This window comes from Halorientalis brevis, from assembly GCF_042678165.1.
Lineage (GTDB): Archaea > Halobacteriota > Halobacteria > Halobacteriales > Haloarculaceae > Halorientalis > Halorientalis brevis.
The window spans coordinates 627,795-651,874 of record NZ_JBHUDJ010000003.1 but is presented as its reverse complement, the minus strand read 5'-3'; the positions used below and the strand labels follow the sequence as shown (position 1 = coordinate 651,874).

Sequence of the window (24,080 nt, the reverse complement as noted above, 5' to 3'; positions counted from 1 at the left end):
CCCCTCAACTGTATCGGTCTTCGGCCCACGGGTTCGCCGTGTCGGAGTAGCCGCGCCGCTCCCAGAACCCTCGCTCGGGTTCGGTGAGAAACTCGAGGCCACTGACCCACTTTGCCCCCTTGTACGCGTACTTGTGCGGCGTGACGACGCGCAGTGGCCCGCCGTGGTCCGGGGCCAGCGGTTCGCCATCGAACGCCCAGGCGAACAGGACCTCGTCCCGCATGCACGCGTCGAGTGAGAGGTCCGTCGTGTAGTCGTCGAGGGCGACGAACATGACGTGACAGGCGTCCTCGTGGACGCCCGCACGCTCTGCGAGTTCGGGGAACGGGACGCCTGTGAACTCGCAATCGAATTTGCTCCACCCAGTCACGCAGTGAAAGTCCTGCCGCTGTGTCTCTGCTGGGAGGGCCTGAAACTCCGACCAGGAGAAGGACAACTCCTCGTCGACGGCCCCGGTGACCGTGAACTCCCAGCTGTCGGGATCCCACGACGGTCGGCCGGACTTCGAGAGCACCGGAAAGTCCGTCGTCTCGTGTTGTCCCGGCGGTAATCGCTCGTCGCCGAACTCCTCGTAGAGGTCCGTGACGTCGGTTGCTGTCACAGTATAGAGACGGGACCGGCAGCCCCTATGCGTATCGACTCGAACGGCCTCCAGGAATCGAGATCCACCACGAAACCCTCGCGCACGTCACACACAGAGAGGCCTGATTAGGAACCAGCTTCGTCCCGAACTAGCAGTGACGGTTTCATATCACACAACATCAATACCGATGTCGGGAACATCATCCTGCAGTACGAAAACACAGGTTTTCTTATCGCGAAATCGTTTTAAATAGAGGCGGATGACCCCCGTCAGAATTAAATACCCCTCTGTCGAAATCCCCAACGTTCAGATGCCGAAGGCAGAGATCACAATCCCGGAGCACCTCGAAATGCAGATCGCCCAGTTAGTCGAGAAGGGCGAATTCCTCAACCGCGAGGAGGCCATCGAGGACCTACTCTCGACAGGGATCAAGGCGTACAAGACGAGTGGACCCGTTGATGACGAGGAGGAGACCGGTCTGGAAGACGACGGTATGATGGGCCACGACGACGAATACGTGTTCTAGTGCCGATTTTTCGCGACGTCTCCGCAGCCAGGAGGCATACCACTCCGCAAACTGCACTGCCCCGTCGCTGTGTAGTGTAACTAGCAGATTACCCGTCGGTACTGCCGGGGCCAGAAACAAACAGCAGCGAGATGTACTCACGTCGCCGTTTATTGGCAACTGACGCGTTGCCGGTTGTGCGAACGGTTGTCAGAAATTCTTAAACCGGCGTCTCACGAATGAGAACGTACGGATGCACAAAGACGAGTTACTCGAACTTCACGAGCACATGGTCATGATCATGGAGTATTTCAAAGATCTCGAGGACGTCGACTCGAGTTTGTTCGAGGGCTACGACGAACTCGACGTCACGCCGAACGACGTGCACATGTCGAAAAGCGAGCACAAGCACGCCGTGTTCGTCCTCGGAAACGCACTGGCGACTGCCATGAGCGAAGACGAGTTCTCGGACGCCGGGCGAATCGGCAAACGCATGAAGGAACTCGCCGAAGACGCCGAGAGCAAGCTGTAATACGACGATATTTCTCACGTAGCCACCCCGTCGAGACCCGCAGGACTCCCGAGTGTCCGGCGTGACGAGTCACGAACCGTTCGCTCAAATCCGGATACTACCGACGACAAACAGACAGAGTCGACTATACGAAACCTGCTTCGCCAGTGCAGTTAACAGTGAGCGAGTCACGTACACTGGCCCTAACATAGTAACCAGAAAAGGCGCATATGCCTTACACTGGTTCGGGTCGTCGGTGGAGTTATATCGGACGCGGACACATTTTCTGGCATGCAAGTCGATGACATCGACCGAGTAGCGGTGCTCGGTGCAGGAAGCATGGGTCACGGTATCACAGAGGTCGTCGCCATCGGCGGGTACGACGTGGTGATGCGAGACATCGAACAGGAGATCGTCGACGAGGGGTACGACGACATCGAGTGGAGCCTGCAGAAACTCTCGGAGAAGGGCCTGATCGACGAGGACCCCGACGACGTGATGGCTCGGGTCTCGACGGCCGTGGACCTCGAAGCCGCCGTCGAAGACGTCGACCTCGTCATCGAGGCGGCCCCCGAGCAGATGGATCTCAAGAAAGACATCTACGGGGATCTGGACGAGTTTACCCCCGAACACGCCATCCTCGCGTCGAACACGTCCTCGCTCTCGATCACCGAGATGGCGAGCGCGACCGATCGCCCCGAACAGGTCGTCGGGACGCACTTTTTCAACCCGCCGGTGAAGATGGATCTCGTCGAGGTCATCTACGGCGACGAGACCAGCGACGAGACCGCAGAGACGGCCTCCCAGTTCATCGAATCCATCGACAAGACGCCGATCTACGTCAAGAAAGACGTCCGCGGGTTCGTCGTCAACTCGGTCCTCGGGCCGTTCGGTGACGAGGCTGCCTGGGCGGTCTCGGAGGGTGACGCGACGATCGAACAGGTCGACGCCGCGATGGTCCACCAGCGCGGGTACCCCATGGGGCCGTTCGAGCTGTCTGACATGACCGGCATCGACATCGGCTATCACGTCCGGAAAGAAGCCGGCCAGCCCATCCCGCCGATCGTCGAGGAGAAAGTCGAGAACGACAACCTCGGCCAGAAAACCGGCAAAGGCTACTACGAGTACGAGGACGGTGACGGGACCACGTACGAACCCGGTGACGGCGAGGGCTTCGACACGCTTCGCATCGAGGCACGGATGGTCAACGAAGCGGCAAAGCTCGTCGGCAACGACGTTGCGACCCCCGACGCCATCGACACCGGCATGCGGCTCGGTGCAGGCTTCCCCGAGGGGCCGTGCCGTCGCGCCGACAAGATCGGCCTCGACGAGATTCTCGATACGTTAGAGACTCGCTACGAACAGACGGAAGCCGAACGCTACCGCCCGGCGGACTACCTCGTCGAACTCGTCAACGGCGGCCACACGGGCGAGGACGCTGGCCGCGGGTTCTACGAGTACGGGAGCGACGACGGCAACCGCGAGTACCGCACCATCAACGTCGAGCGGGACGACCGCGGCGTGCTCGCCATCGAGCTGGACCGTCCCGAGCGCATGAACGCTCTCAACGAGGACCTCATGGACGAGGTCGAACACGTCCTTGACAACGCCGACCTGGACGAAGTCCGGTGTGTCACCTTCGAGGGCGCGGGCGATCGAGCGTTCTCGGCCGGCGCCGACATCGGCGGGTTCGCCGGCATGGAGCCCTACGAGGCCGCCGAAGTCACGTCGATGTTCGAGACGGTCAACGACTTCCCGCGCCCCACGCTGGCGAAGATCGACGGCTTCTGCCTGGGCGGCGGCCACGAACTCGCGCTGGCCTGTGACCTGCGCGTCGCCACCGAGGACTCGGAGTTCGGCTTCCCCGAGATCAGCCTCGGCCTCCTGCCCGGTGGCGGCGGTACCCAGCGCGCCCTGCGGATGATCGGCGAAGCGCGCGCCAAGGAACTGGTCTTCCGAGGCAACCGGATCAGCGCAGACCGGGCCGAGAACTGGGGACTAATCAACCGCGCCGTCCCCAGCGAAGCGTTCGACGACGTCGTCGGTGAGTTCGTCGACGACCTGGTGTCCGGACCCCCGGTCGGCCTGCGCTTCGCCAAACAGGTGATGAACGAAGGCGACGACGCCAGCATGCCGGCCGCCCTCGCCATGGAGAGCCAGGCGTTCGGCCTCCTGATGAGCACCGACGACATGATGGAGGGTGCGAGCGCGTTCATGGAAGACCGTGACCCCGAGTTCGAGGGGAAATAGATGAGCGACGGGTCCGACGACGTGCCAATCGACTTCGAGGGCGAGGTGACCGTCGAGGACGCCTCGGCAGTCATCGAGAACCACGGCTTCCTGTCGTGGTTGAACGTCTCCCTGGAAACGCTCGAGGACGGCCGCGCGGTCATGGAACTGCCATATCAGGAGAAGCTGACGAACTGGGTCACGGGAACCATCCACGGCGGCGTCACGGCGACGGTCGTCGACACCTGTAGCGCCTTCGCGCTCCGGACCTGCGTCGACGATCCGATGAACACGACGCTGGCCACGACCGACCTGAACGTGAAGTACGTCCGGCCAGCCACGTCGGACATCACGGTCGAGGCGGAGGTCATCCGCGCGGGCACGTCGACGGGCGTGACGCGAGTCACAGTGCTCGGAACCGACGACGACGGCAACAGCAAAGAGATCGCGATCGGTGCGACGACGTACCGACTGTTCACGGAGAGTTCCCTATGAGCGACGACGCGACACGGACATCCGACAGCTACTTCGAGACCGTCGAGGTCGGTGAGACGGACCGAACCGAAGCGCGCACCATCACGGAAGCGGACGTGGTCAACTTCGCCGGCGTGAGCGGTGACTTCAACCACCTCCACATGGACGCCGAGCGGATGGAAGACTCCCAGTTCGGCCAGCGCATCGCACACGGGACGCTCGTGTTCTCGGTCGCGACGGGGCTCCTGTGGCAGTCACGCTCCGAGGCCGAACGCGAGAGCCTCGTGGCCTTCTACGGCGTCGACGACCTCCGATTCGTCGGCCCCGTCGTGTTCGGCGACACGATCCACGTCGAGACGGAGGTCGTCGAGAAACGCGAGAAGCCAGAGCACCCGGTGGCCGCTGGCGTGCTTCACACCGCGGCCGAGATCAAAAAACAGAACGACGCACCGGTCATCACCTGCGAGTTCCTCTCGCTGATGCAGTAGCGGTCCCGCAGCACGACTTTTGCTGTCGCCACTACCACGGAGCGGTCGCAAAAAAGACGGGTGCTGAATCGCTGTACGGAGTCAGTCCGTTCTGCGTCGGGCGAGCAGGGCAGCACCGAGCAACCCGACGACGGCGACGAGGAGACCGAATCCGGGACCGGTTTCCGTCGTCGTTTCAGTGCTTCCGTCGCCTGGTTCCGTCGACGTGGGCGATTCCTCGCCGGCGGGTTGGCTCTCGGTGGGCGTGTCGCTGTCTGACGGCATGTCCGTTTCGTTGCCGGGCGTGTCAGTGAACATGTCGTCAGTGCCGTTCTCGGCACCCGTCTCGTTGCCGGGCGTGGCACCGACGCCACCCGTCTCGTTCCCCATCGTCTCGTTTCCAGTCTCCTGGGGTTCGCCGACCGTCAGTGACGTGGTGTCACTCGCGCTGGCGCCGAGAACGTCGATCTGGAACTCGTAGGTCCCGGGGTCGATGCCAGCGTTGAAGAGCTGGATCTCGACGTCGTCGTCGATGCGCAGGATCGTTCCGCTCTGCACCGAGGAGTTCTCGAAGGGCTCACCTTCCTGGAAGAGGCGCGTCACCTGGGCCTGGTGGAGTCCCGTCGCCGTGACGCTGATGAGGTAACTGCTGTCCCGGTTCGAGTCGACTTCGAGCTGCGTCGACTCGTCAGGATCTGCCTGGTCTGGATCGAACGACGCGTTGATCGTCTGCGTGGCGACGCCGAAGGACGCCTCCGCGACGTCGGTGGTGAACTCGGCGTCACCGTCGTCGATCATGACCGGCATGTCTTCGTACGAGATGACGTACTCGCCCGGCTCGTAGCTACCCATATCGATGACGGCGACGCCAGACGGACTGACCTGGAACTGTCCGACTCTCGAACCGAGTGAGTCGTTCTGCACGGTTCGAATCTCGAACGTCCGGGCCTGTGCACTGGCGCGTGCGACCGGCTGAATACTCGCGTTGTTCACGACTTCCGCACCGTTAACGTACACCCGCTGGTTCTGCCAGACGGTTTCGTCCGACTGGAGGCGGGCGTTCCAACTGATCTCTGCGTCTTCTTGTACGTTCTGTAGGTTGTTCGCATCCGCCTGTGACGACTGGCTCGATGCCAGCGCCGGCATCGCGGACGCTGTGACGATTCCCCCGACTAAGAGAACCGTGACGCTCACGAGGAGCGCCTTTTTTGTGGAGGGCAACATGGTATGTCTGACACCACGGACCACGCACGGGGACCGACCGAACGTGCGATGTCCGGTGTCGCTAATTCGTCCACCACGAATAGGTAAATGTCTTCGGACTTCACGAATTCGAATTCAAATATGGATTGATACCAGGCCCGAATAAGTGGCCAGTACTTATCTACGCTTTCTCCGGAAACAGTGACTTACCAGGGTGTGGTGTGTCACCAACCGTGAACACCCGATAGCTATCTTCGTGGCACTGGACGAGGCCTGAAACTCTTCCTAAGCACCACAGAGGTGCCACGACCGTTTCTACACCGGCCGCTGTCGGAAATCGTCCGTGTGATTACACACGCCCCGACGCGGTTGGGACGCAACGCCCAGCCCCCGACGACGACCCCCGATCAGCGTCCTGACACGGTGGGCAGACACGAGACCAACCGAGTGTTCACTGCTGAGGCTGTCGGCCTGGGATCGTTCGATGCCGTGAGTGAGCGACGACCGACCGGCGCACCGTCCGTCGGTACCGGCCGACGAGCCGGCCGACGAGCCGGCCACCGATCGAAGGCGTCTCCTACCGGTGCGTCCAGACGTCGGTTACTCCTCGTTGTGGAGGGTTTCGAGGATCTCGGGATCAGTGCGGAACTTGAGGACGTTGTGAACCACGGAGTTTCTGATGTTGTGGACGACGTCGCCGTGTTCCTTGTAGAAATCGTGGATCCACTTGGACTCGGCGACGCGGTCCGGGAACATCATCACCGATTTCCACTGGTACTCCCCGTCCGAGAGGAAGTACATCAGGGTGTTCGGGGAGTCGCGGATGGACTCCATAGCCTCGCGCCACCCCTCCTCGAAGTGTTCGGGGTTGATCTTGAACTCGAACATGGCAAAGAGGAAGTACTCCTCGTTGGGGATGATGGCCTCGCGGAAGACTCCCTCTTCGCGCATCCCGCGGATCGACTCGCTGACGGTCACGTGGGACACCTGGATGTCGTGGTCCTCTTCGAGGATGCGAGCGAGGTCGCGCGAGGACAGCTGCGGGTCCCGCGAGAGCTCTCGCAGAATGAGCACGTCGCGCTCCTTGAACTCCCAGTCCGGTGGGTTCTGGTCTGCCGTCACGATTCGCCCTCCGTTCGTACCGCCTCGTGCTGTGTGTTCATCTCGTCTGTCTCACTCCATTAGGAATCGATTTACGCCTGCCGTGACTCGCCCGGGACGGTCCTCGACGACCGAGTGAGAGGCGTCGAGTTCGACCGCGTCGCCACCCAGGTCGGATCGGCACCAGAGGGACGTCGTTTCGGTCATCGGCGTGGATCAGCGCTCCAGTCCGCGAGCCCGGTCGCTCGCCCATCGACTGTCCCGTCCCAGTGCTCGGCGAATGCACGTGCCGTCTGGGCTCGCCGGAATGCGATTTGCCGAAACGACATATCTCGCCGTTCACTTCCATTGGAAAAATATCTTCCGCCCCACGGAAACGACGTTAGAACGAATCCGCCACGCCGTGAGCCGAGCCGCGACAGGCGTGCGACCCCAGTTCACGACAGTTATCCCGCTCCTTACACCCCGTATCGACGGCCCGTCCGAGTCGGCGAGCCCAGTCGTCCGGTCCGTGGGCCGGCTCGCCTGGACGGCGCCGGCTCGTCAGTCGTCCGCGTCAGCCCGCACTGTCAGCACCGGAACCGGTGAAGAGCGCAGGAGCTTGTTCGCGACGCTTCCGAGCAGATAGCGACTGAAGTCGGTGCGGCCGTGAGTTCCCATCGCGATGAGATCGACGTCGTTGTCGTCGACGTACGCGCGGATCTCTCGATAGGGCCGCCCGTGCCGGATCGAGCTCCTGACGTCGTCCAGCGATGCCTCGGCGACGTCCGTCGCTTCCGTGATGGTCTCGGTCGCGTTCGATTCGAGCTCCTCGTCTTTGAGCATCGAGCGCGCGTCGAATCCGAGACTCGCCGTCTCGACGACGGTCAGGACGTGGAGGGTCGCGCCAGTCGCTTTCGCGAGGTCGACGCCGGTCCGTAGCGCCCGCGTCGCGCCCTCGCTACCGTCGGTCGGAACGAGGACGTCGTCACACGGATACGACGGCGCACCGTCGTCCCCGGGATTGACCGCCAGCACCGGGACGGTCGCCGTGCTGACGACCCGCTCGGTGACGCTCCCCAGGAGCACGCGTTCGAGGCCTCGCCGACCGTGTGTCGGCATCACGATGAGATCGGCGTCGATCCGCTCGCCGTACTCGACGATGGTCTGGCGCGGTTCACCCTGCACCACGTCTGTCCTGATCGAAACCCTCGGGTTCGCGTCGTCGGCCAGCTCCTGAACGATCTGCTCGCCTTCGGTCTCCAGGGCGTCGATCACCTCGCCGCTGATCTGGGTGACGCTGTCCCTGTTCGTGTCTGCGACGTTGAGCACGGTCAGCGTCGCGTCGTGTTCGAGCGCGATCTGCTGTGCGAACTCGAACACGTCGGCTGCCGCCTCGCTCCCGTCGGTCGGGAAGAGAATCTGGTCGATCATACTTGCAGGTGGAACGCCGTCGCCATATAACCGGTGTCACTCCTGGGGGTGACACCACCGCTCCGCCAGTCCACCACGAGAAGAAAACGGACGTTCAGCAGGACCGTACTGACTGCCAGTCGACTGCAGTTACTCGGCCGCGTCCTCGCGCAGCTCGAACTTCTGGACTTTCCCAGTGGTCGTGCGGGGGAGTTCGTCGACGAACTCGACCTCACGGGGATGCTTGTACTCCGCGAGGTTGTCGAGACAGTACTGCTTGACGTCTTCGGGCGTCGCCTCGGCACCGGGGGTGGGAACGACGAAGGCCTTGACCGTCTCGCCGCGGCGTTCGTCCTCGATGCCGACGACGGCCGCGTCGGCGACGTCTTCGTGCTCGAAGAGGAGTTCCTCGACCTCGCGGGGGTAGACGTTGTACCCGCCGGTGACGATCATGTGCTTCTCGCGGTCGACGACGAAGAAGTAGCCGTCCTCGTCGTGGTAGCCGATGTCGCCCGTGTGGAACCACCGCTTGCCCGCTGCCTCGGTGAACGCGCCCTCGTTGGCCTCGGGGAGGTTGTAATACCCCTTCATCACGTTCGGACCGGAGACCACGAGTTCGCCAGTGATCTCGTCCAGGTCGGTCTCTTCCTCGTCGACCGGGCCTTCGGGGACCGGCGCCACTTCGTCGAAGTTGCCGTCGACGATCTTCGCCTCCACGCCGTCGAGCGGTCGACCGATGCTCCCGGGTCGACGCTCACCGGGCTGGTTCGCGTGCGTGACCGGCGCCGTCTCCGTGAGTCCGTAGCCCTCGAAGAGCTCGACATCGAACAGGTCCTCGAACCGCTCCATCACTTCGATCGGCAGGCTCGAGCCGCCGGAGTTCGCGAACCGGAGCGACGAGAGGTCGAACTCGTCGGCGTTGGGCTGATTGACGAGGTCGTTGAACATCGCGGGGACGCCGTGCATGACCGTGATGCCCTCGGATTCGATGATGTCGGCGGCCTGTTGGGCGTCCCACTCCGGGACCGGACGGTAGCCACCGCCCTCGAACAGCGTGGCGATCATCGTGACCGTCATCCCGTAGATGTGGAACAGCGGCAGCACGCCGAGGAACATGTCGTCTTCCTTCACGCCACCGGGCATCAGGTCCGCCGTCGCGCGGGCGTCCCAGGCGAGGTTCTCGTGGGTGAGCAGGACGCCTTTGGGCGTTCCCGTCGTCCCAGAGGTGTACGGTTGGACGGCCACGTCGTCGTCAGCGCGGTCGACCACGTCGAGTACCTCGTCGGCCAGGAACTCCTCGAAGGTGACGGCCCCGTCGGCCTCACCGTTGACGGAGACGACCGTTTCGACCGCCGTTTCGTCCCGCACTTCCTGAACGAACGGGACGAGGTCCGACAGCGTCACGACGACAGATGCCTCGCTGTCGGCGAGCAGGTGACTGATCTCCCGGGACTTGTACTGGGGGTTCATCGGGACGACGATCCCCCCGGCACGGAGAACGCCGTGGAACGCCGTCACGTACTGCGGGAGGTTCGGCAGGTAGATGCCGACCCTGTCGCCCGGTTCGACGCCGGCGTCGGCCAGCCCCCGCGCGAACTGCCCGACACGCGCCCAGAACGCGGCGTACGGAACGTCCTGACCGGCGAAGGAAAGCGCGACGTTCTCGGGCATCTCCGCTGCCGTGTCGGCAATGTCTGCGACGAGATTTGTCATCAAGTACCAGTATGATTCTACTGGTTAAAATAGTTGCGGCAAAGCCAACCATCGTTCCCAGAAAACGCCCCTATACCTTACAATGGATTGGGAAATGTTGCAGAGGCTAACAACTGTCGTTAGAATCCAATGTTCTACAGATGACGTAATTATTCGCCTTCGAACTCGGCGTCTCGCTGCTCCATGAAGGCAGTGGCACCCTCCTCGTGATCCTGGGTGGCGAAGACGGCAGTCTGGCCGGCGGCTTCGTTGGTCATCGCCTGGTCGATGTCGCTCTGGAGACCCTGGCGGATGAGTCGCTTCGAGGTTTTCAGGGCGATGGTCGGCCCGGAGGCGATCCGGTCGACGTATTCTTCGGCCTGGGCCTCGAACTCGTCGTCGTCGAAGACCTTCGTGAAGATGCCGAGCCGGTGGGCCTCGTTCGCGCCGAGCATCTCACCGGTGAACACGAGTTCTTTGGCCTTGTTCTCGCCGACGATGCGGGGGAGGAAATACGACGTCCCGGAGTCGACGGCGAGGCCGACCTGCCGGAAGCCGAAACTGATCTTCGAGCCCTCGCTGGCGATCTGCGTGTCGCAGGCGATGGCGAGGTTCGCTCCTGCGCCGAACGCCGTCCCGTCGATTTTCGCGATGACCGGCAGGGAAAACTCGTAGACTTCCTGGAGCGCAGCGCCGGTCTCCTCGACGACCTCGACTTTCTCGTAGGGTTCCGTCTCCCCGGCCAGTCCCTCCATCATCGAATTGATGTCTCCGCCGGCGGAAAACGCGTCGCCAGCGCCTTCGATGACCACACAGCGGGCGTCGGTGTCATCGATCTCGTCGAGCGCGTCGACGATACCGGAAGAGATGTCCCCGGTCAACGCGTTCCGCATCTCCGGGTTGTTCAGCGTGATCGTGGCGATCTCGTCCTCGACGTCGAGTAGTACGGCCTCTTCTGACATGCTACAACTGCTAACGACGCAACCGTTCAAATAACTTGTCCTGGAACCTACCAGTAGTTGCTGATTCTGAGAAGGTTCCTAACAGTGTAAGAAGCGTACAGGAGTTACCGGCAGGTCCAGCCGCCATCCACGCTGAGGGTGGAACCAGTGACGAACGATGCAGCGTCGCTCGCCAGGAAGATGGCGGGGCCGGCGATCTCCGAAGGCTCGGCGAATCGGTTCAGAGGCGTCTGGTCGAGCAGGGACTGGCGAACGGATTCGGTGTTCAGCGCGTCCTCGATGAGGTCGGTGGCGACGTAGCCCGGGGCGACGGCGTTGACGCGCACGTCCGGTGCCCAGTCCAGCGCCATGCTCTTGGTGAGGCCCACGACGCCGTGTTTGCTCGCAACGTACGGGTGTTGTCGCGGGAGGCCGACCAGTCCGCCGACGCTCGCGACGTTGATGAGCGATCCGTGATCGCTCGCCTGCAAGTACGGAGCGGCCGTTCGCGCACAGGTGAACGCGCCCTCGAGGTTGACCGCGACGGTCTGTTCGAACCCGGACTGCGTGACGTCTTCCGGGCGACCGAGCGCGTCGTCCGGGTTCACGCCGGCGTTGTTCACCACGACGTCGACGCCGTCGAACGTGTCCACGACTTCGTCCATGAGGCTATCGACGCTCTCGGGGTCGGCCACGTCGACCGTGGCGCCGTGAGCGGTGCCACCAGCGTCCCGGATGTCGCTTGCGACCTGGGTGACGGCGTCGGCGCTCCGTGACGCAGGCACGACGGCCGCGCCGGCGGCGGCCATCTCCTCTGCGATGGCCCGACCGATACCACGACTCCCGCCGGTGACGACCGCGACTCGTCCCGAGAGGTCGAACAGATCTGACATGCGCCCGTGTTTCGCCACCGCTCGAATAAGCGTTGGCGTGCTCGGGAGTCTCCGGTTGCGAACGACGCCGTGGTGACGCCGGAGGCCGTAGAACGAGCGTTCTGTTCGGTCCGCTGTCAGTAGACGGAAAACCAACACTTATCCGGACCGCTTCGCAATTCCGAGCGAATGGTCGACAGCACAGGCCGGAGACGGTTTATGCAACTCGCGGGAACGGGAACAGCTCTCTCGATCGCCGGCTGTAACGCGCTCCAGTCGGGGAGCGAGACGACCGCCGACGGGACCGACGACGGCAGTACCGGTGACGGCGACAGGGTGGCGGTGCAGGTCCAGCCCGATCAACAGGAGCTCCAGCAACAGCAGATGGAGGTCCAGTCACAGGTACAGAGCGGGAACATGAGTCGGCAGGAAGCACAGCAGGAGATGCAGCGCATTCAGGAAGAGATGACTGGGGAGGTCGCAACCACCTTCGAGAACCGGCTCAGCGACGAGTCTGACCTCACCATCGACGACTCCCTCGATCAGTTCGGCGTCTTTCTGGTGTCGGGCTCCCCGAGCGCGCTCCTCGGAACGCTCTCCTACGAGGAAGTGAGCGCCCTCCTGGCCGAAGAAGACTTCCAGCAGGTCAAATCACGGCTCCAGCAGCAGAGCGGGACGCCGTCGGAGTGACGGAACGGGGCCGGTAACCGCGACGCAGCTCGTCTGAAACGGGCTGATACCCCTTCTCCCTCGATTTACTCGCGTGAGGAATCCACTCTGAGCGCTGACAGTACCCGATACCCCACAGGTTGGGCACTGGATTCAGGTCCGTTGGGGGCGACTCACCGAGTATGCGCATCCACTGGCACCGACGCGACCTCCGCGGTGGTGACAATCTCGGTCTCGACGCGGCCGTCGAGGCGGCCGCTGACGACCCCGACGACCGCGGCGTGCTCCCGGTGTTCGTCTTCGATCGCGACGTCCTCGCTCACGCTGGGCCGCCGCGCGTCGCGTTCATGCTCGACGCGCTCCAGTCGCTGCGCGACTGGTATCGCGACCGCGGCAGCGATCTCCTCGTCACAGACGGCGATCCGTCGGGCGTGCTCCCCGACCTGGCTGCGGAGTACGACGCCGACGGCGTGACGTGGGGAAAGGACTACTCCGGGCTCGCCCGCCACCGCGACATCGACGTTCGCTCCGCGCTCGCCGACGAAGACGTGGCGCGCAAAAGCGTCCACGACGCCGTCCATCACGAGCCGGGTGCCATCACGACTACCGACGGGGAGCCGTACTCGGTGTTCACCTACTACGGCCGAAAGTGGCACGACCGGGAGAAAGACGCCCCCGTCGATCCGCCGGACGAAGACGCCCTCTACGCGTTCACCGACGCGGAACCGATCCCCACGCTCGACGACCTCGGCTTCGAGCACCCCGAGGCGACCGTCCCGGAGGCGAGTCCCGAGGCCGCCCGGCGTCGGCTCGGCGAGTTCTGTGCCGAGGACGTCTATCGCTACGACGAGCGGCGAGACTACCCCGCTGACGACTGCACGTCCCGGCTCTCGGCACACCTCAAGTGGGGCACTATCGGGATCCGCGAGGTGTACGCCGCGACCGAGTCCGCGAAAGCCGACGCGGAAAGCGTCGACGTCAACGCAGAGGGCGTCGGCGACGCCGAGGCGAGACGGCAATCGGTCGAAGCGTTCCAGGAGCAACTGGCCTGGCGGGAGTTCTACACGCAGGTGCTCTTCTACAACCCGAGCGTCGTCACGGCGAACTACAAGGAGTACGCCCGGCCCATCGAGTGGCGAGACGACCCGGAGGCGCTGGCCGCCTGGAAAGCGGGTGAAACGGGGTATCCCATCGTCGACGCCGGGATGCGCCAGCTCCGCGAGGAGGCCTACATGCACAACCGCGTTCGGATGATCGTCGCCTCCTTCCTGACAAAGGACCTGCTCGTCGACTGGCAGCGCGGGTACGACTGGTTCCGCGAGAAACTCGTCGATCACGACACGGGCAACGACAACGGCGGCTGGCAGTGGGCCGCCTCGACCGGGACCGACGCCCAGCCGTACTTCCGCATCTTCAACCCGATGACCCAGGGGGAACGCTACGACCCACACGCGGACTACATCACGACATACGTCCCCGAACTCCGGGGGGTCGACCCCGACCTGATCCACGACTGGCCGTCACTCTCCCCGACGCAGCGCCGGAAAGCCGCACCGGAGTATCCCGATCCGATCGTCGAACACAGCGAGCGCAGGGAGCGAGCGATCGAGATGTTCGAGCACGCACGCGACGGCGAGTAACCCGTTCGCTCGGTCGCACGTCCAGTTAGTAGGCTGTCATAACCTACCGGTTATCTTATGAATAAAGAGTGAACAGGTGTTAGATACGTTGTCTCTTTGACCATGGTGAGCCCGCTTCTGTCCTTTGCCCTCGTCTGGGGGTCGATCACTGCGGCCGCGGCGTTGACGGTGCTGGCGTGGCGCCAGCGGCCCAAGGCAGGGGCCGAGCCATTTGCGGTCTTGATGGCAGCGGGCACCTGGTGGGTGGCGACGTCGTCGATCGGGTTGTTCACGCTCGACGCGGCGCGTCGGTTGCTCCTGCACAAACTCGAATGGGCCGGCCTGATCGTGATTCCGCTGGCCTGGATCCTGTTCGCGCTCGAATACACGAGCCGCGACGAGTACCTCACGAAGCGGACCGTTGCGCTGCTGGCGGTGATTCCGGTCGTCACGTTCGTCCTGGCGATGACGACGGACAGTCACGGCCTGGTGTACGCGTCGCGAGCGGTCCACGTCTACGGGGACGTCAGCATCGTCGAACTGTCCACCGGTCCGTGGTTCTGGGTGTACACCGCATATGCGTACGTGCTCATGGGGGTCGGGACGCTGTTGATGCTCCAACTCATCGGCGAGGCGAGCGCACTCTACCGAACCCAGGCGGTGGCACTGCTCATTACCGTCCTCGCGCCGTGGGCGGGCAACGTCGTCTTCATCTCCGGGCTCTCCCCGGTGCGGAACTTCGATCCGACGCCGTTCATGTTTCTCATCTCCGGGGCGACCGGGATCGCGGCTCTCACGCAGTTCAAGCTCCTCGACGCGCTGCCGGTCACGAGCCGCATCGCCAGGGAGACGGTCATCGAGAGCATGGACGACGGCGTCGTCGTCGTGGACGCGAACGACCGCATCGTCGACATCAACCGCCAGGCGGCGTCGATCCTGGACTGTTCCGATTCGGCGGTCATCGACGCCCCGGCGGGCGAGATCGTCCCGGCGTACGAGCGGTTACGGACGGCCGACGACCCCGATCACTGCGAAACGGTCGAATTCGACCGGGCGAACGGCACCCACTACTACGAACTGAGCATGACCGGGCTGCGTGACGACCGCCAGCGCGGGGCCGTCGTCTCGATTCACGACGTGACTAACCGGCGCAACCGCGTCAAACAACTGGACGTGTTGAACCGAGTCCTCCGTCACAACCTCCGCAACGAGATGAACGTCGTGTACGGCTACGCGGACCAACTGGACGACGGCGACGCGGTCGACCGGATTCAGGAGAAGGCCATGACGATGGTCAACCTGGGCAACAAAGCCCGCGAGATCGACCAGATGTTGAACGACGATCAGGACGGGCCCCCGATCGAGATCTCGGACATCGTGGAGATCGAAGTCGATCGCGCACGAGACGCACACCCCGGGGTCACCTTCGAACTGTCCTGTCCCGACACCGATCGCCTCGTGCCGCGAACGATCGGCTCGGTCCTGCGAAACCTCATCGAGAACGCCGCCAAGCACAACGACGCCGACGAGCCACGCGTCACCGTCGACGTCACGCTCGACGCCGACACCGCGACCGTCGACGTACGAGACAACGGGCCGGGGATTCCCGACGAGGAGCGCGCGGTGCTGCGGCGTGGCGACGAGACCCCACTGAAACACTCCAACGGCCTGGGCCTGTGGCTCGTCAACTGGGGCGTCCAGACGATGGGTGGATCGGTCAGCGTCGAGTCCCGAGCGGAGCGAGGGACGGTCGTCCGCGTCGAGGTTCCGACGGTTCCACCCCAGGCAGCAGTCGCGGACGAATGACAGCGAGATGCCACGATTGCGCCGTCGACCCCCGCACCGTTCTCGTGCCGACTGGTCGAATCCAGTGGCGGGGAACTAGCCACGATCAGTTACGTGAGGGCCGGTTATTGCACGATAAAGGCCGCCTTCTAAACCTTTAACAGGTGTCCAGCCGACTCTCTGTCTGGAGGAATTACGCATGCCCGAGAAATCTGAACCCGAACTGCCGCCACTGCCGTACGATTACGACGCCCTCGAGCCCTCGATCAGTCAGCAGGTGCTCGAATGGCATCACGACACCCACCATCAGGGCTACGTCAACGGTCTCGAAAGCGCCGAGGAGACCCTCGCGGAGAACCGCGAGAACGGCGACTTCAGCTCGTCTGCAGCCGCCATCGGGAACGTCACCCACAACGGCTGTGGTCACTATCTCCACACGCTGTTCTGGGAGAACATGGACCCCAACGGCGGCGGCGAGCCGTCCGGTGAACTCGCTGACCGCATCGAGGAGGACTTCGGCTCCTACGAGGGCTGGAAGGGCGAGTTCAAGGCCGCTGCCGGCGCTGCCGGTGGGTGGGCCCTGCTCGTGTACGACCCCGTCGCCAAGCAACTGCGCAACGTCGTGGTCGACAAGCACGACCAGGGTGCGCTCTGGGGCGCCCATCCGATCCTGGCACTCGACGTCTGGGAGCACTCCTACTACTACGACTACGGCCCGGACCGCGGCAGCTTCATCGACGCGTTCTTCGAGGTCGTCGACTGGGACAACGTCGAAGAGCAGTACCAGAACACGGTCTCGAAACACGAGTAAGCAGCCCAGTCGTCAAACAGCACACTTCTTTCGCGCTCGGTCCGCCAGCGACGGCGCTCTCACGACGAGTGCTCGGCTGCTCGCTCGGCCTGCCTGGCAGAGGTCACGTCGCGGATCTCGAACCGCGCGCCGCCCTGGTCGCTCTCCGTCACGTCGATCGTCCAGCCATGGGCGTCGACGATGCTCGCGACGATCGACAGCCCCAACCCGGTACCGTCGTCGTCAGTCGTGAACCCGTCCTCAAGGACCCGGTCGCGCTGCTCGGGTGGAATGCCGGGGCCGTCGTCGGCGACGTAGAAGCCGACAGGCCGTCGGTCCGCGGGTCCAGTGAGCGCTCCGATTTCGATGGTCAGACTCGTCGATCCGCGCTCGACGGCGTCCTCAGGAGCCTGCGACTGAGGGGCCGTAGAACTGTGTTCGACGGCGTTCCGGAACAGGTTCTCGAACAGGCGGCAGAGCCGCGCCTCGTCGGCTTCCAGGCTGAGGGCGGTCCCGAGAGTCAGCGTCGCGTCTCGCGTCGTCACGTTCTCCCAGGCAGCGTTCGCGACTGACGGGAGCGACACGCGCTCCGTCTCCGAGATTGTCTGTCCGTCACGAGCCAGCGTCAGCATGTCGTCGATCAATCGCTCCATGCGGTAGTGGGACTGCTGGATCGCGTCGACGTGGCCGTGCTGATCGTCGATCTCTTCGCGTAACAGTTCCACCCGTCCGCTCGCGACGTTGAGCGGATTGCGCAGGTCGTGGCTCACGACGCTCGCGAACCGGTCGAGTTGTTCGTTCTGCCGTTCGAGTTCCCGTTTTCGCGCAACTCGCTCGGTAACGTCGTGTATCAGGAACTGGCGGCCGATCAGCTCGTCGCGGTGGTCGGTCAACGGCGTCACCTGCACGTGGAAGAATCGCTCGCTGTCTGCGGTCCGGACGCGTACCTCGCTTTCCTTGTCCGTCTCGTCCGCGAACTCGTCGAACAGTTCGGGGTAGTCGGTGAGCACGTCGGCGAACGACCTGCCGACGACCTGCTCGGCTTCGAGGTCGAGATACTCGCGGGCCACCGAGTTGATCTCGACGAACTCGTCGTCCCGGTCGAGGACGAACAACCCGTCTCGAATGTTTTCGACGACGCTGTCCTGGGCGACGGGCGAGATGTCCAACAGTTTGAATCGGAAGATGGCCATCGTCACGACGAGGCCGCTGAACGTGAACGCGACCGGCGTCAGAGAGATCGGGAGGTCGCCGAACTGGCGCACGAGATCGGTGACGAACGGCGCGAGAATCGCCGCCAGCACGGCGTACACCTGCCCCGGATAGAGAGACTGGCTCACCTGAAGCAGCCGCACCACGAGTCCGATGCCGACCAGCACGAGCAGATAGGAGTACGCGACGTTCGCGTGGAAAACGGGCCCCATAGTCATCTGGAAGTGCCAGTAGCCACCCGAGACGAACTGCAGGTCCCGCCAGAAGAGGTGATGGAACTGATTCGTCCAGACAGCGACGGTGACAACGGCCGGTTCGATGGCCAGAAGCGCCAGGGTTCGCGGTGTAATGTACTCGTCGTTGCCCGTGTACCGGAGGACGAACAGGAACAGAAACAACACGACGAACGGGGCAGCAGTGTAGAGGAGTTTGCCCCAGACGACGGCCTGTGGCGACTGTCCGCTGGCCGCGGATAGCACCGAGGAGCCGAGCCACACCGCGATGGAGACGAGCAGTCCGGTCACCGCCCAGGCACCGGACTCCCGTCGATGCCGGACCGTGACGAACGCCAGCGCGAGGACGATCACCGTGCCCGCGATGCGGATGATGTCCTGCGGCGATGCGGTCAGGTTTGGCAATGCAAGGCAATATTGCTGCTACCATCATATAGTGGGTTCGACCGTTTCACTCACTGTGGGTCCGGGTCAGGGGCGTCTGGTGCACGCGTTGGGACACCCAGAGAGTTAATGGGTGGCAATCCCCAGTGTCGAGTATGGGAATTGATAATCGGGATCCGATGGTTCGACCGGCGGATCCACCCGGCGATCCGTCGGCGTTCGCACGCGAGGCAGGAGCAACCGTCGAGGAGTACACGGACCTCGCGGCGGATCTCCGCGAGGCCGTCGACGGTGCCGTGAGGTTCGACGAGTACGCACAGATCCTCTACGCGACCGACGGCAGTATTTACCAGGCCAGACCGGCCGGCGTCGTCGCGCCGACGGACGTCGACGACGTCCGCGCTGCCGTCGAAGTCGCGACAGCGCACGAAACCCCGATCATGCCTCGGGGAGCCGGCTCCTCACTCGCCGGCCAGGCAGTCGGACCCGGCTGCGTGGTGCTCGACATGTCCCGGCACATGGACGGCATTCTCGACGTCGATCCCGAGGCGAAGCGCGCGACGGTTCAACCCGGCGTCGTCCAGGACGACCTCGACGACCACCTCGCCGAGCACGGCCTGAAGTTCGCCCCCGACCCGGCCTCCTCTGGCCGGGCGACCGTCGGTGGCGGCATCGGCAACAACTCCACCGGAGCCCACTCGGTGCGCTACGGCATCACCGACGCCTACACTGAGGAGGTCAAGGCCGTTCTCCCGGACGGCACGTTACTCCACGCCCGCGAAGTCGTCCTCGACAGCGAGGAGTGGGACGAGATCGTCGCCAGAGACGACCGCGAGGCCCACGTCTACCAGACAGTTCGGTCGCTGGTGGAGGACAACACCGACGAGATCGAGTCACGCTATCCCGACCTCAAGCGACGGGTGAGCGGCTACAACCTCGACCGGGTCATCTACGAGAACGACGACGGCGAGGACGTCATCAACCTCGCGAAACTCTACGTCGGCGCCGAGGGGACCCTCGGCGTGATCGTCGAGGCGACAGTCGGGTTGGTGACAGTTCCGGAAGAGACGGCGCTCGCGCTGTACTGTTTCGAGGACCTGGTGGCTGCGATGAGAGCGGTCCCGGAGGCCCTGGAGTTCGACGTGAGCGCGGTCGAGTTGATGGACGACGAGGTGTTCCGGCTGGCCGCCGAGTCCGACGGGTACTCGGAGTACGTCGAACCGATCCCCGAGGACGCGGCCGCCGCGCTCATGATCGAGTTCGACTCGGAGCTCCACGACGACTTCGAGGCGGCCGTCGCCGAGACGAACGCCCACTTCGTCGACAAGGGCGACGCCTTCGACGTCATCGAGGCCTACACCGACGAGGACCAGACCGACCTCTGGAAGCTCCGGAAGGCCGCGATTCCGCTCCTCATGAGCCTGGAAGGCGACCCCAAGCCGTACCCGTTCATCGAGGACGCGACGGTCCCCCCCGCGGAACTCGCCGAGTACGTCCAGGAGTTCCAGGACGTCCTCGCAGACCACGACACCTCCGCGGCGTACTTCGCCCACGCCGGCAGCGGCACGCTCCACATTCGCCCCATCCTCAACCTCAAAACCGAGGCCGACATCGAGAAGATGCACTCGATCACCGAGGACGTGACCGATCTCGTCCTCGATCACCACGGCGCGTTCTCCGGTGAACACGGCGACGGGATGGCACGCACGGAGTTCAACCCCAAGATGTACGGGGACGACCTCTGGACGGCGTTCAAGGAGATCAAGACCGCCGTCGATCCGGAGTGGCTGTTGCACCCGGGCAACGTCGTTTACCGCGACGGCGCAGCCGACGTGGGTCCGGAAAGCGACCGCGGCGTCGGCGCGGACATGCGCGAGAACCTCCGGTACGGGCCGTCCTACCAGTCGATCGAACCGCAGACCGAACTCGACTTCGCCGACGAGGGCGGGTTCTCCCACCTCGTCGAACTGTGTAACGGCTGTGGGACCTGTCGCCAGCACGGGTCGGACGTGATGTGTCCGACCTTCCGGGCGTCCCGCGAGGAGATCCAGGCCACTCGCGGCCGGGCGAACATGCTCCGGGCGGCCATCAGCGGCGAACTCCCCGAGGAGGAGATCTACTCCGACCGGTTCCAGGAGGAAGTGCTCGATCTCTGTGTCGGCTGCAAGGGCTGTTCGAGCGACTGCCCGACCGGGGTCGACCTGGCGAAGCTGAAAGCCGAGGTCAAACACCAGTACCACGAGGAAAAGGGGACGACGCTCCGGGACCGCCTCTTCGGCAACGTCGACCGCGTGAGCGCCCTCGGGAGTGCGTTCGCTCCGCTCTCGAACGTCGCCCAGAAACTGCCCGGTGCCGACCTCGTCGCCGAGAAGGTGCTGGGCGTCGCGCCCGAGCGGACGTTCCCGACGTTCCGCCGGGAGACGCTAGTCGACTGGTTCGACGAGCGAGGGCCGCAGGTCTCGCTCGACGAGGCCGACGACAAGGTGTTGCTCTTCCCGGACACGTTCACGAACTACAGCTACCCCAAGCCGGGGAAAGCCGCCGTCGAGGTCTTAGAGGCCGCGAACGTCCACGTCCGCGTGCTCGACACTGACGAGGTGGCACCGAGCGGTCGCGCAGCGTTCTCGATGGGACTGCTGGACGATGCTCGCGAACGCGCCGAGCGGAACGTCGACACGCTCGCTCCGTCAGTCGAGAACGGCTGGTCGGTGCTGTTCGTCGAGCCCTCGGACGCCGTGATGTTCCAGGACGAATACCAGGACCTCCTGGACGGCGACGACGTCGCGGCAGTCGGTGCGAACGCGTACGGCGTCTGTGAGTACCTCCACACCCATCGCGTCCACGATCGCATCGAGTTCGACGGAGCCGGTGAGTTCCTGACCTATCACGGCCACTGCAACCAGAAGGCGCTCAACCGGGACCACCACGCCGCAGCGGCGCTCCAGCGGGCCGGCTACGACGTCGATCAGCTGGATTCGGGCTGCTGTGGCATGGCCGGCTCGTTCGGCTACGAGGCCGAACACTACGACCTCTCGAAGGCCATCGGGCGCATCCTGTTCGACCAGGTCGACGAGAGTCCGGGTGAGGAAGTGGTCGCGCCCGGCGCATCGTGTCGGACCCAGCTCGGAGACCGTCCGGGCGAGGACCGGCCGCCCCATCCGATCGAGAAGATCCGGGACGCCCTCGCCTGAGTCGCTGTTCCGGCGGGCACCTCGGGGCGAGTCCGGAGGGTTTACTCCCGTCGGTGCCAACGCCCGGCAATGCCAGTTCCCAAGTCCGAGTTCGAAGACCTGCGATCGCTTTCCTTCCGCGACCCGGAGGAAGTCCTCGATCCCGACGAGATGTACAGCGTCTACGAGATCGCCCGCCTCTTCCAGGGTCTGGAGCCGGGCCAGCAGCTCGATCCCGAGACCGAGGCTATCCTGCTGGACTGGACCATCCCGTGGATGGTGAACAACGCCGAGTCGTTCGTCTTCGCCGAGCCACAGAGCGAGGACGAGCCGGGGCTGTACGGACTCGCTGAGGAATGAAGCTCCTCGTCGCCGGGGCCGACCGGGTCGACGCCGGCAAGACGACGTTCACCGTCGGCCTCCTCGAACACACCGGCGCGGTCGGGTTCAAACCCCGCGCCGGGAACGATCACTGGTTCCACCACGACGACTACCGTCACGCCGTCGAACAGGGCCGGCTATTCGGGAAGGACGCCCGCCGCCTCGCCGACGCGAGTGCCGGCGAGTTCGATCCCGAGGACATCAACCCGGTCCACCGGTTCTGGCGACCGTCACCCGGCAACGGGACCGGTATGCTGGGCCAGAAAGACCGCGAGTTCGTCGTCGACAGAGTCGCCGAGAACTACGTCGTCAACGAGACCGTCGACGTCCCCGAGTTCGCCGCAACTCACCTCCCGCTCGACGACGCGATCCACGTCAGCACCCTGGACGAACTCAACGAGGTGATGGAGCAACTCCATCTGGTCGCACTGGAGGGCATTCTCCGACGAATCCGCGAGCAGGACCGCGCAGTCGTCGAGTCCTACGGGAACGTCGCCCGGCCGCTGCAAGAGTACGATCCCGACGCCGTCGCAGTGGTCGAACCGGGCCGTGCCAGGGTGTACGAGGGCAGCCGATACGTCAAGGCCTGTTCGGTCGCGAGCGGCGGCCCGCGCGAGGGGCAACTCGAAGAACGCGCCCCGGCCGTCGTCGACCTCATCGACGCCGTCGACTCGGTGCAGTTGCCCGCACTGTCGTCGGCCGAACGAACGGACCCGACGGCGGTCGCGGACGCGTACGGGCACGCGTACGAGTCACTGTTCGATGCTGCCAGCACGGCCTGAGAGGGACGGGTTCTCAGGGTGTGGGAAGCGGCCCGTCGGTTGATACGTCGGTACGGCCGAGTTCCGCTATGGCAGAACTGTCCGAGTCCGAAACCGAGCAGGTCTGGATGGTCGAACGGACGTTCTCGGCGGATTCACCGCACATTCTCGTCATCGTCTACGCGACGCCATACGGCGAGCGGTATCTGCAGCAAGAGCGGGCGTTCAACCGGTTCGGTGGCCGTGCCCCGGAGGTGACGGCGGCCATCGAGGCGAATCCGGACGAACTCGCGCCGGTCGAGGACGCCGAGACGCGCGAGCGCTACGCCGACGAAGCCGCGCGCATGATGGACCGACACGACCCGGACGACGCGGTGTAGGGACTCACCCCATTCGGGCGGCCTGCAGGGCGAGTTCGACGTCCTGGGACGGGTTGGTCACTACGGCCGGACCGTGTCCCGTGTACAGTTCTTCGAGGTCGTCGTCGATCACGGCGACGAGGTGCTCGATGCTGTTGATGAGGAGTTGGCGGTCGCCCTCTGCGAGGTCCGTCCGGCCGAAGCCGCCGTTGGCGAACACGAGGTCGCCGGCGAACAGCACTCCCGCCGCCTCGGAGTAGAAGCAGAGGTGGTCGTTCTTGTGCCCCGGGGTGTGCAGTGCCACGTAGTCGTGGTCGCCGAGCGTGACCGTCTCCTCGTCGTCGATCTCGTGGTCGACGCCGGCGAAGTCGGGGTCGTATCCCCAGACGTCGACGTCGAAGGCGTCCGTCACCGCGCCGAGGTTCCCGACGTGGTCGGGATGCGTGTGAGTCAGAACGACGGCGTCGAGATCGTCCACGTGGTCACGGACTTCGCTCACCACGTCGAAGTCGTTGCCGACGTCGACGAGCACGGTGCGGTCCCCGTCGACCAGAAAGGCGTTGCTGGTGAAGACGCGTTGACCCCGAGCGAGATTTACAATCATAACAGTCCCTACAGTGACCCGCCGCTTGTGCGTACCGTTTTCCTGCGCTCCTCGTCAGCAGGGGCGTGGCCGAGAACCGCAGCCGCGTGGCGGTTGCCCGGGACCGGAACGACCCACAGGGCTATGTATGAGGAATGGTAAAC

At 64.2% G+C, this 24,080-nt stretch carries 23 protein-coding genes; 13 read left to right on the top strand and 10 right to left on the bottom strand.

Annotated features, from left to right (window positions below):
- Positions 1 to 4: 4 nt before the first annotated feature.
- Positions 5 to 601: a sulfite oxidase-like oxidoreductase gene (locus ACFR9U_RS10465; RefSeq protein ID WP_247373635.1), complete on the bottom strand. Its 597-nt coding sequence runs from the start codon at positions 599 to 601 to the stop codon at positions 5 to 7.
- Between the two features lie 292 nt (positions 602 to 893).
- Between ACFR9U_RS10465 and ACFR9U_RS10460 the strand changes: the two genes are divergently transcribed.
- From ACFR9U_RS10460 to ACFR9U_RS10440, 5 genes are all read left to right on the top strand, one after another.
- Positions 894 to 1,109 carry a ribbon-helix-helix domain-containing protein gene (locus ACFR9U_RS10460; protein WP_247376120.1) on the top strand — a complete coding sequence of 72 codons (216 nt, stop codon included), beginning with the start codon at positions 894 to 896 and terminating at the stop codon, positions 1,107 to 1,109.
- Positions 1,110 to 1,341: 232 nt separating this feature from the next.
- Positions 1,342 to 1,620 carry a UPF0058 family protein gene (locus ACFR9U_RS10455; protein ID WP_247373637.1) on the top strand — a complete coding sequence of 93 codons (279 nt, stop codon included), beginning with the start codon at positions 1,342 to 1,344 and terminating at the stop codon, positions 1,618 to 1,620.
- 270 nt (positions 1,621 to 1,890) lie between these two features.
- Positions 1,891 to 3,849, top strand: a complete 1,959-nt coding sequence (locus ACFR9U_RS10450; RefSeq protein ID WP_247373640.1) for a 3-hydroxyacyl-CoA dehydrogenase/enoyl-CoA hydratase family protein — start codon at positions 1,891 to 1,893, stop codon at positions 3,847 to 3,849.
- Complete coding sequence (locus ACFR9U_RS10445) at positions 3,850 to 4,323, top strand: PaaI family thioesterase (RefSeq protein ID WP_247373642.1); 474 nt, start codon at positions 3,850 to 3,852, stop codon at positions 4,321 to 4,323. It abuts the gene before it with no gap.
- On the top strand, positions 4,320 to 4,790 hold the full coding sequence (locus ACFR9U_RS10440; protein ID WP_247373644.1) for a MaoC/PaaZ C-terminal domain-containing protein: 471 nt from the start codon (positions 4,320 to 4,322) through the stop codon (positions 4,788 to 4,790). The genes ACFR9U_RS10445 and ACFR9U_RS10440 overlap by 4 nt, the downstream gene beginning before the upstream one ends.
- Before the next feature lie 81 nt (positions 4,791 to 4,871).
- On the opposite strand, the gene ACFR9U_RS10435 is transcribed toward ACFR9U_RS10440, so the two are convergent.
- The 7 genes from ACFR9U_RS10435 to ACFR9U_RS10405 form a co-directional block, all read right to left on the bottom strand.
- Positions 4,872 to 5,993, bottom strand: coding sequence for a PGF-CTERM sorting domain-containing protein (locus ACFR9U_RS10435; protein ID WP_247373658.1), 1,122 nt, complete (start codon positions 5,991 to 5,993; stop codon positions 4,872 to 4,874).
- Positions 5,994 to 6,572: 579 nt separating this feature from the next.
- A complete protein-coding gene (locus tag ACFR9U_RS10430) occupies positions 6,573 to 7,094 on the bottom strand; it encodes an Lrp/AsnC family transcriptional regulator (protein ID WP_247373660.1) in 522 nt (173 codons plus the stop codon).
- 182 nt (positions 7,095 to 7,276) lie between these two features.
- Positions 7,277 to 7,402, bottom strand: a complete 126-nt coding sequence (locus ACFR9U_RS10425; protein ID WP_379814267.1) for a hypothetical protein — start codon at positions 7,400 to 7,402, stop codon at positions 7,277 to 7,279.
- Positions 7,403 to 7,616: 214 nt separating this feature from the next.
- Complete coding sequence (locus ACFR9U_RS10420; RefSeq protein WP_247373672.1) at positions 7,617 to 8,486, bottom strand: universal stress protein; 870 nt, start codon at positions 8,484 to 8,486, stop codon at positions 7,617 to 7,619.
- A 129-nt stretch (positions 8,487 to 8,615) separates the two neighbouring features.
- A complete protein-coding gene (locus ACFR9U_RS10415) occupies positions 8,616 to 10,178 on the bottom strand; it encodes a long-chain-fatty-acid--CoA ligase (RefSeq protein WP_247373674.1) in 1,563 nt (520 codons plus the stop codon).
- Positions 10,179 to 10,327: 149 nt separating this feature from the next.
- Positions 10,328 to 11,119, bottom strand: coding sequence for an enoyl-CoA hydratase/isomerase family protein (locus ACFR9U_RS10410; protein ID WP_247373676.1), 792 nt, complete (start codon positions 11,117 to 11,119; stop codon positions 10,328 to 10,330).
- 104 nt (positions 11,120 to 11,223) lie between these two features.
- Positions 11,224 to 11,991: an SDR family NAD(P)-dependent oxidoreductase gene (locus ACFR9U_RS10405; protein WP_247373678.1), complete on the bottom strand. Its 768-nt coding sequence runs from the start codon at positions 11,989 to 11,991 to the stop codon at positions 11,224 to 11,226.
- A 168-nt stretch (positions 11,992 to 12,159) separates the two neighbouring features.
- Between ACFR9U_RS10405 and ACFR9U_RS10400 the strand changes: the two genes are divergently transcribed.
- The 4 genes from ACFR9U_RS10400 (at position 12,160) to sod (ending at position 16,854) form a co-directional block, all read left to right on the top strand.
- Positions 12,160 to 12,660, top strand: coding sequence for a hypothetical protein (locus ACFR9U_RS10400; protein ID WP_247373680.1), 501 nt, complete (start codon positions 12,160 to 12,162; stop codon positions 12,658 to 12,660).
- 161 nt (positions 12,661 to 12,821) lie between these two features.
- Positions 12,822 to 14,279: a cryptochrome/photolyase family protein gene (locus ACFR9U_RS10395; protein WP_247373682.1), complete on the top strand. Its 1,458-nt coding sequence runs from the start codon at positions 12,822 to 12,824 to the stop codon at positions 14,277 to 14,279.
- Positions 14,280 to 14,381: 102 nt separating this feature from the next.
- Entirely contained in the window at positions 14,382 to 16,064 is a 1,683-nt protein-coding gene (locus ACFR9U_RS10390) for a histidine kinase N-terminal 7TM domain-containing protein (RefSeq protein WP_247373684.1), read from the top strand.
- Positions 16,065 to 16,242: 178 nt separating this feature from the next.
- Entirely contained in the window at positions 16,243 to 16,854 is a 612-nt protein-coding gene (sod, locus tag ACFR9U_RS10385; protein WP_247373687.1) for a superoxide dismutase, read from the top strand.
- A gap of 59 nt (positions 16,855 to 16,913) precedes the next feature.
- Here the strand turns inward: sod and ACFR9U_RS10380 are convergent, their stop codons facing one another.
- The gene (locus ACFR9U_RS10380) at positions 16,914 to 18,683 is read right to left on the bottom strand and encodes a histidine kinase N-terminal 7TM domain-containing protein (protein ID WP_247373699.1); all 1,770 of its coding nucleotides are present in this window, start codon (positions 18,681 to 18,683) and stop codon (positions 16,914 to 16,916) included.
- A gap of 134 nt (positions 18,684 to 18,817) precedes the next feature.
- Here ACFR9U_RS10380 and ACFR9U_RS10375 point away from each other — a divergent pair, with 134 nt between their 5' ends.
- The 4 genes from ACFR9U_RS10375 to ACFR9U_RS10360 all read left to right on the top strand — a co-directional run bounded on the left by ACFR9U_RS10375 (position 18,818) and on the right by ACFR9U_RS10360 (position 23,354).
- On the top strand, positions 18,818 to 21,853 hold the full coding sequence (locus ACFR9U_RS10375) for an FAD-binding and (Fe-S)-binding domain-containing protein (protein ID WP_247373712.1): 3,036 nt from the start codon (positions 18,818 to 18,820) through the stop codon (positions 21,851 to 21,853).
- A gap of 69 nt (positions 21,854 to 21,922) precedes the next feature.
- Positions 21,923 to 22,192, top strand: coding sequence for a DUF5827 family protein (locus ACFR9U_RS10370; RefSeq protein ID WP_247373715.1), 270 nt, complete (start codon positions 21,923 to 21,925; stop codon positions 22,190 to 22,192).
- Entirely contained in the window at positions 22,189 to 22,995 is an 807-nt protein-coding gene (locus ACFR9U_RS10365) for an ATPase (protein ID WP_247373717.1), read from the top strand. Before ACFR9U_RS10370 ends, ACFR9U_RS10365 begins: the two co-directional genes overlap by 4 nt.
- Positions 22,996 to 23,063: 68 nt before the next feature.
- Positions 23,064 to 23,354 carry a DUF7967 family protein gene (locus tag ACFR9U_RS10360; RefSeq protein ID WP_247373720.1) on the top strand — a complete coding sequence of 97 codons (291 nt, stop codon included), beginning with the start codon at positions 23,064 to 23,066 and terminating at the stop codon, positions 23,352 to 23,354.
- A 4-nt stretch (positions 23,355 to 23,358) separates the two neighbouring features.
- On the opposite strand, the gene ACFR9U_RS10355 is transcribed toward ACFR9U_RS10360, so the two are convergent.
- Complete coding sequence (locus ACFR9U_RS10355; protein ID WP_247373722.1) at positions 23,359 to 23,937, bottom strand: MBL fold metallo-hydrolase; 579 nt, start codon at positions 23,935 to 23,937, stop codon at positions 23,359 to 23,361.
- Positions 23,938 to 24,080: the final 143 nt, after the last annotated feature.